This is a genomic window from Nocardia thailandica NBRC 100428, assembly GCF_000308795.1.
In the GTDB taxonomy this organism is placed as follows: Bacteria; Actinomycetota; Actinomycetes; order Mycobacteriales; family Mycobacteriaceae; genus Nocardia; species Nocardia thailandica.
The window spans coordinates 23448-30721 of the sequence record NZ_BAGK01000074.1 but is presented as its reverse complement, the minus strand read 5'-3'; the positions used below and the strand labels follow the sequence as shown (position 1 = coordinate 30721).

General features: G+C 67.4%; 6 protein-coding genes. 1 reads left to right on the top strand and 5 read right to left on the bottom strand.

Annotated elements, in window-relative coordinates:
- Positions 1–304: Rv2175c family DNA-binding protein (locus ON36_RS08315; protein ID WP_043649891.1), on the bottom strand; the 304-nt coding region annotated here is incomplete at its 3' end.
- A gap of 128 nt (positions 305–432) precedes the next feature.
- Here ON36_RS08315 and pknB point away from each other — a divergent pair.
- Complete coding sequence (pknB, locus tag ON36_RS08310; protein WP_085999589.1) at positions 433–2388, top strand: Stk1 family PASTA domain-containing Ser/Thr kinase; 1956 nt, start codon at positions 433–435, stop codon at positions 2386–2388.
- 76 nt (positions 2389–2464) lie between these two features.
- Here pknB and ON36_RS08305 read toward each other — a convergent pair whose 3' ends face one another.
- The 4 genes from ON36_RS08305 to ON36_RS08290 form a co-directional block, all read right to left on the bottom strand.
- The gene (locus ON36_RS08305) at positions 2465–3367 is read right to left on the bottom strand and encodes a hypothetical protein (RefSeq protein ID WP_043649886.1); all 903 of its coding nucleotides are present in this window, start codon (positions 3365–3367) and stop codon (positions 2465–2467) included.
- Positions 3368–3389: 22 nt separating this feature from the next.
- Entirely contained in the window at positions 3390–4556 is a 1167-nt protein-coding gene (locus tag ON36_RS08300; protein WP_043649884.1) for an AAA family ATPase, read from the bottom strand.
- Complete coding sequence (locus ON36_RS08295) at positions 4553–5746, bottom strand: DUF262 domain-containing protein (RefSeq protein WP_052313761.1); 1194 nt, start codon at positions 5744–5746, stop codon at positions 4553–4555. Before ON36_RS08295 ends, ON36_RS08300 begins: the two co-directional genes overlap by 4 nt.
- Before the next feature lie 116 nt (positions 5747–5862).
- Positions 5863–7248: a class II 3-deoxy-7-phosphoheptulonate synthase gene (locus tag ON36_RS08290; protein WP_043649881.1), complete on the bottom strand. Its 1386-nt coding sequence runs from the start codon at positions 7246–7248 to the stop codon at positions 5863–5865.
- Positions 7249–7274 lie beyond the last annotated feature (26 nt).

Here is a 7274-nt window from a genome sequence, read left to right as displayed (position 1 = left end):
CCGGGCGACCCGGCAGGCTCTCGTCGTCGGTGTAGATCCAGGTCAGGATCTCCTCGTCGGTGTACTTGGCGTCGCGCATCACCGTGATCAGGCCCGGCAGCATGCGCACGATCTCGCCGTCGTCGGTGAAGAAGCGCGCGGGCACCGCCATGATGCCGTCGCGCCGGACCGCCAGGATCTGGTGATCACGCAGCAGCTGATGCACCTTGGTCACCGGCAGTCCCAGCTGCTCGGCCACGTCCGGCAGGGGGATCAGCGTCTCGTCGGCGGGCAGGACATCGTCACTGCAAGGGATGGCACTCACCTGGTCAACGGTAGTCCCTGCGCTCCGGCGCGCAGCCGCTGGCATGCCACGGCGGCCCGGTTACGATCGTGGGGGCCGCACAGCGCGGCCGTGTCGCTTGTCGCAGTGCCGCGAGGGGTGAGACGTTCGTGAAAGCCGGAGGACATCACTTGATCGGCCAGATGCTGGAAGGGCGCTATCGCATCGATGCGCCGATCGCGCGGGGCGGGATGTCGATGGTGTTCCGCGGCACGGACACACGGCTGGACCGCCCGGTGGCGATCAAGGTGATGGATCCGAAGTTCGCGGGCGATCCCCAGTTCCTGACGCGCTTCGAGTTCGAGGCGCGCGCCGTGGCCAAGCTCAAGCACCCCGGCCTCGTCGCCGTCTACGACCAGGGTGTCGACGGCGAATACCCGTTCCTGATCATGGAATTGGTCGAGGGCGGCACCCTGCGCGAGCTGCTGCGCGAACGCGGCCCCATGCCCCCGCACGCGGTGCGCGCGGTCGCCGAGCCCGTCCTGCGCGCCATCGGCACGGCCCACGACGCGGGCCTGGTGCACCGCGACGTGAAGCCGGAGAACGTGCTGATCTCCGACGCGGGCGAGGTGAAGATCGCCGACTTCGGCCTCGTGCGGGCGGTCGCCGCCGCCAACACGACCTCGGCCAGCGTGATCCTCGGCACGGCCGCCTACCTGTCGCCCGAGCAGGTCACCACCGGCACCGCCGACGCCCGCAGCGACGTCTACGCCTTCGGCATCCTGGTGTTCGAGCTGCTCACCGGGCAGGTGCCGTTCACCGGCGACAACTCGCTGTCGGTGGCGTATCAGCGGGTCGAGAACGACGTGCCGCCGCCGAGCCGGTTCATCGGCGGTGTGCCGCCGGAATTCGACGAGCTCGTGGCGCGGGCGACCGCGCGCGACCCCGAGAAGCGCTACGCCGACGCCCATCAGATGGCGGCCGCGCTGCAGAGCATCGCCATGACGCTGAACCTGCCCGCCTACCGGGTGCCCGCGCCGCGCGACTCCGCCGAGCACCTGAGCGAGAGTTTCCGCACCAGCGCGGTTCCGGCCGCGGTGACCCCGAATCCCGTTGCCGCCGCCGCGGTTCCGGCGCCCGTCGGCCCCCAGCACACCCGGGTGGTGACCGCGCAGCGGCCGCGCGAGGACTTCGGCCCGCCGCCGCACACCCCCCAGCCGCCGCACGGCTTCGGCCCGCCCGAACCGCCGCACGCCCGGCGCAACGGCCTGATCTGGGCCGCCGCGGTCACCGTGCTGACCCTGGTGGTCGGCATCGGCGGCTGGTGGCTCGGCGTCGGCCGCTACACGTCGGTGCCGCCCATCGCCGGGATGGACTCCGAGAAGGCCGCCGCCGTGTTGCAGGCGGCCGGCTTCGCGACCGAACTCCGCCAGAAGGCGTCCGACACCGTGCCGGTGGGCGGGGTGGTCGGCAGCGACCCGTCGGCCGGGGCCAAGCTCACCAAGGGCTCCACGGTCGCGGTGCTCATCTCCAACGGCAAGCCGCGCGTGCCCGAGGTCAAGCCCGGCGACCAGGTGTCGGCAGTCAACCAGGCCATCCGCGACGCCGGGCTGCAGCCGGTCGACGCGGGCGAGGCGGGCAGCACCGCGCCCAAGGGCTCGGTGGCCAGGGTCGAACCGGCGCCCGGCACCATCCTGCCGATGGGCGCGCAGGTCAAGGTGTACAAGAGCAAGGGCTCCCAGCCGGTGAACGTCCCGGACGTGAAGGGCAAGTCGGCCGACGACGCCACCCGCGCCCTCACCCAGGCCGGCCTCGCCGTCCGCGAGACCCGCACCCAGTTCGACAAGACGGTGGAGTCGGGCAAGGCCATCGGCACCGAACCCGCCGTCGGCACCACCCTGCAGTCCGGCGACAGCGTCGTCCTGCTGGTCTCCAACGCGGTCAAGGTCCCCGCCGTCATGGGCCGCACCGTCTCCTCCGCCCGCGCCGAACTCCAGCAGCTCGGCCTCCAGGTCGAGGTCAAGTCCCTGACCAACTCCGACAGCTCCCTGGTCATCGGCCAGGTCCCCGGCTTCGGCTCCAACGTGGAAGCAGGCAGTACGGTCACCCTGACCGCCCTGCCTTGAAGAGATCAGGCCCCGGACCGAGAAGAGAAGCCGGACAAACCCGGTCGCGGCCATCGCTGAGGTGCCATGCCTGTGTTCAGATCCCCAATTTCCGACCGATCCAGGCGATCCGCACCGTGCGTTGCTCGTGCACCATCCGTAGATGCAGGCGCCCCGGACCCGGCTGGAATCTCAGATGGGTGTCGAAGGTTCGCACCACACCATCGAGATCGGTGAATCTGCACTCCGCTCTACGTCCGCTGTACTCGGGGGTGACCTTGCTGTGCCAGGTCGGTTCGCGTGCATCTCCGGCGCGCCAGTCCTCCACCATGATCTGCAGTTCCCGCAATCGCTTGAACACCGGCTGCACCCACGCACTGTCTAGGCGCTGCAATTGATGCGCGACTTCCGGCAGGAAGGTCAGCGCCGGGAACAGCGCGTCTCGCTGTTCCCACAACTCGGCACCGCGGGTGACCGTCGCGGCCCGGCGCACGGAATCGAACCAGTCCTGATGCACGGGAATGTGGTCGGCGCAGGACAGATGGCGCACTTCCACAGTGTCCTCGACGAGGTCACCGGTGTCGTCGTCGATCCTGGTTCGATCCAGCCCGATCCTCGACGCCGCCCACCGCTCGTGCGTCGGCAAGCTGGCCGCGAGACCGTCATGACTGTGCGCCAGCCCGAGTCCCTCGACCCGAACTCCACCGTGGTGGTAATCGAGATCGTCGTCCTGCTGCGAAGCCAGTTCCGTGAACGAATACGGTGCGCGGTCCTGGAGCAGCCGCAGTGCTCGCCACAGGTCTTTGTTCCGGTCGGCCCAGCGGGCCATCGGATAGCCCGGAGACAACTCGATGTGCGGAAGACGCATCGGAGTCACCAGCATCGGCTTCGGATCGATATCACGTACCGCACGTACGAATCGCCTCATGACAGCGGTGATCTGGTCCTCGGACAGCGCGGTCGTGCAAGAGTGCTCGTTGAGGCAGACCAGCACCGGCATTGTTCCCCCGCCCTACTCCGAATCAGTCGATCAACGCGTCCAGCGCATGGTCCCACTCGTCGAAGAAGCCCGGAGGCCACGCCTCGATGGCCCCGCTGGGCAACACCGTGATCGGATCCGCACGCCTGACCCCGTTGTCATCCATGCGAAAGTACAACAGCTGCAACTCTTCCGGCGTGATAACTCCGCGTTTGACCGCGATACGCAGTCCGTTGAGCACGTGGTCACTGTGCGATTCGACGATGACCTGCGCCCCGGTTGCGGCGGCGCAGGCGATGAGTTGCGCCATGGCGGACTGGCCGCGGGGGTGCAAATGTGCCTCAGGGTTCTCCAGCAGGATGAGCCCGTTCCGGCGGGCGGTGAGGCAGGCGATGACAATCGGCAAGACGTAGGTCAGGCCGAACCCCACATTTGTCGGCCGGTACCGGTTCGACGACGATAGCCCAGCGGTGCCCTGACTGTAGGACAGTCGTACCGCGTCGGTGCCGTCGATACCCGTGGCCTGGAGATTCACCCCTGGGCACAGATCACCAAGCCATGCCTCGACTTGGCGGAGCAAAGTCACCCCCACGGCGTCAGAGTGCCGTAGGGCCGGGTCGACCTCGTCGTCCTGGTGGATACGCAGATAGTTCACTGCGTGTTCTCCCCGCGCACCGAGAAATCCGCTCTGCACGACGGTCGAACGGAGATAACTCGCTGCCGGACTGATCCGGTCGGCCCGCAGATACTGGAAGCCGCTGCCTGTGATCGCCTCTGGGATGTAACCGACCCGGTGCCGACGTTCGCCCCCCGGCTCACCCTGAGGTTCCAAGGCGCGGATCGCACCCGACCCCGATCTGATCAGCAACATGTCTTCCTCGGCCCGGTACTCGGCGGACCAGTGCCCCCACCCGCGTCTGCCGTCCGGCGCGACAACATCACTGTGCAACTCGACCTCGATCGCGCCGGCACCGATCCATGCCTCGTGCCGGACGTCCCGGCCAAGTCCGAGTTCGACGTATTCACCGTTCAGAGCGACTGCGTGTCCACCGATACCCGGCACGAACTCCACCTGCCGCATCAGTGCGAACGCCTGCAAAACCGTGCTCTTGCCGGATGAGTTCAGCCCGGTGAGCAACGTCAATCTTTTCAACGGCACGGTGATTTCGGCAAACGCCTTGAAATTCCGAAGCGTGATGCCGTCGATCACAGGTCCCCCTCGCCATCGATGCTCAGCAACTGCTCGATCTTCGCGAACCGGTATCGCACCGACGCCGGATCACCGGTACTGACCGAGATCGATCGGTCGAACCGGGGATCGTTGCCGCACAACGCGCGGAAGCGCGCAGCGAACCGGTCCGGCTCGCCCGCGATCCGCCGGACGTGACCCTGGTGACGCGCGAACCCGACCGACAGTGCCTCGAACAGGGCCTTGTTCACCGGATACCGTGGCGCATTTTCCTGATATTGTTTTCGAAAGGCATTCTTCCCGAATATGTCATGCGCGAAGACCATTGCGAAGAGGAATTCGCCGCGCAACCGGAGGATTTCGGCATCGTCCAGCTGATTGATCTGCCGCATGGCGTCTCGGAGGAACTTGTCGAAGTCCTTCTCCCGATATTTCTCCGGATCGGTGATCCTGAAGGCGAGGAACCGCAGTACCATTTCCCGGTCGGCCATTCGCCCCTTCGCCACCGAGTTATCCGTGGCTTCGCGGAACACCTGAGAACCGGCCAGCTCGGCCAAGAGTTCCCGTGCCCGGCCCGGAATGAGCGCGTGCCTCAGCTCCTGGGTGGTCAGGGGCAGACCACCGGTGTTCAGTCGCGCGAAGATATTGAACTTGGCCTCGTCCGGCGTTCCCTTCCGGATGAGGTGCAGCACGATCTCGGTTTCCTCGAGCCGTGTCTGTAACCGCCCGGGAAGGTCCCCGAAGCGCTTACCGTTGAAATCGAGGTAGTTGAGGCCGCTCAACGTCAGCGGTGGGAAATCGGCAGAAGGCGCCATGAACCGCACGATCGCTGTGAGCCGTTGGATGCCGTCGACGATCGCCCACCGGTCGGTCCCTTCTCCGAGATCCGGTATCTCGGCGGCGTAGAAGGCGGGCAACGGAATCCTCAACAGGATCGACTCGATAAGTCGACTCTGATTGGATTCGCTCCAGATGCCCGCGATCCGCTGGAAGTCGGGTTGCAGGTCGATGGTGCCCCTGTTCAATCGGGACAGAATCAAGGCGACGGTCGGAGTCCTGGTGACCACATCGATCCGCTCGGGGTCGTAAGGCGCACCGTCCGCAGTACCCAGGTCCTCACGTTCGATATCAATGATGTCGCCGCCGGCCCCCAGATCACGTTCGGTATCCCGCGAGTCCGCGATCCGGTCACCGTCGTGCCCAACGCCCATATGGCCGACAGCTCCCCTGTAGTCCGTTGTGTGTCAACCGAACTGTACCGTCTGCTGCCCGAATCTCACGGCCGTACGCACGGCTGTCGACCGCACGAACCGCGCGTCCTGGCCGTCTACCGCAGCATCTCCGCGACCAGGAACGACAGTTCCAGGGACTGCTGGGTGTTGAGGCGGGGGTCGCAGGCGGTCTCGTAGCGATCCTCGAGGTCCAGGTCGGAGATGTCCTGGGCGCCGCCGAGGCATTCGGTGACGTTCTCGCCGGTGAGTTCGATGTGCAGGCCGCCGGGGTGGGTGCCCAGGGCCCGGTGGACCTCGAAGAAGCCCTGGACCTCGTCGACGATGCGGTCGAAGTGGCGGGTCTTGAAGCCGGTGGAGGACTCGTGGGTGTTGCCGTGCATCGGGTCGCACTGCCAGATGACCTGGTGGCCGGTGGCCTGCACCTTCTCGATGATGGCGGGCAGCACCTCGCGGACCTTGGTGTTGCCCATGCGGGCCACGATGGTGAGGCGGCCGGGCTCGTTGTTGGGGTCGAGGCGCTCGACGTACTGCACGGCCTGGTCGGGGGTGGTGCTCGGGCCGATCTTGAGGCCGATCGGGTTGGCGAGCAGTTCGGCGAAGGCGATGTGGGCGCCGTCGAGCTGGCGGGTGCGCTCGCCGATCCACAGGAAGTGGGCCGAGAGGTCGTAGAGCAGCGGCTCGCCGGTCTCGCTCTCGCTCAGGCGCAGCATGGCCCGCTCGTAGTCCAGCACCAGCGCCTCGTGCGACGCGTAGATCCGGGCGGTCTTGAGGCTGGGGTCGTTGACGCGGCAGGCGGTCATGAACGCCAGGCCGCGGTCGATCTCCTCGGCCAGGGCCTCGTAGCGGGCGCCTGCCGGGGAGTTGGCGACGAAGTCGCGGTTCCAGTCGTGCAGCTTGTGCAGGTCGGCGGTGCCCGCGCTGGTGAGCGCGCGGACCAGGTTCATGGCGGCGCTGGCGTTGGCGTAGGCGCGGACCAGGCGCGACGGGTCGTGGCGGCGCAGCGCCTCGTCGGCGACGAGGGAGTTGACCATGTCGCCCCGGTAGGACTTCAGGCCGAGGGCGTCGGTGTCCGACGAGCGCGGCTTGGCGTACTGGCCGGCGATGCGCGCGACCTTGACCACCGGCAGGCTGGCGCCGTAGGTGAGCACGACGGCCATCTGCAGCAGGGTGCGGATGTTGCCGCGGATGTGCGGCTCGGTGTTGTCGGCGAAGGTCTCCGCGCAATCGCCGCCCTGCATGAGGAACGCCTCGCCACGGGCCACCTCGGCGAGGCTCGTCTTGAGCTCCTCGACCTCGGCGGGCAGGCAGATCGGCGGCACGCTCTCGAGCACGGTCCGCATCGCGGCGGCCTCGCCCTCGTCCCAGGACGGCTGCTGGAGGGCGGTCCGCGCCAGCGCGTCGTCCAGTCGCGTGCGCAGCGCGGCGGGCAGCGGCGGCAGTTCCGGCAGGCGGTCAATGGGTACGTCGACGGTCCAGGTCACCAGATCAGAATACGGACCGCCCGGCG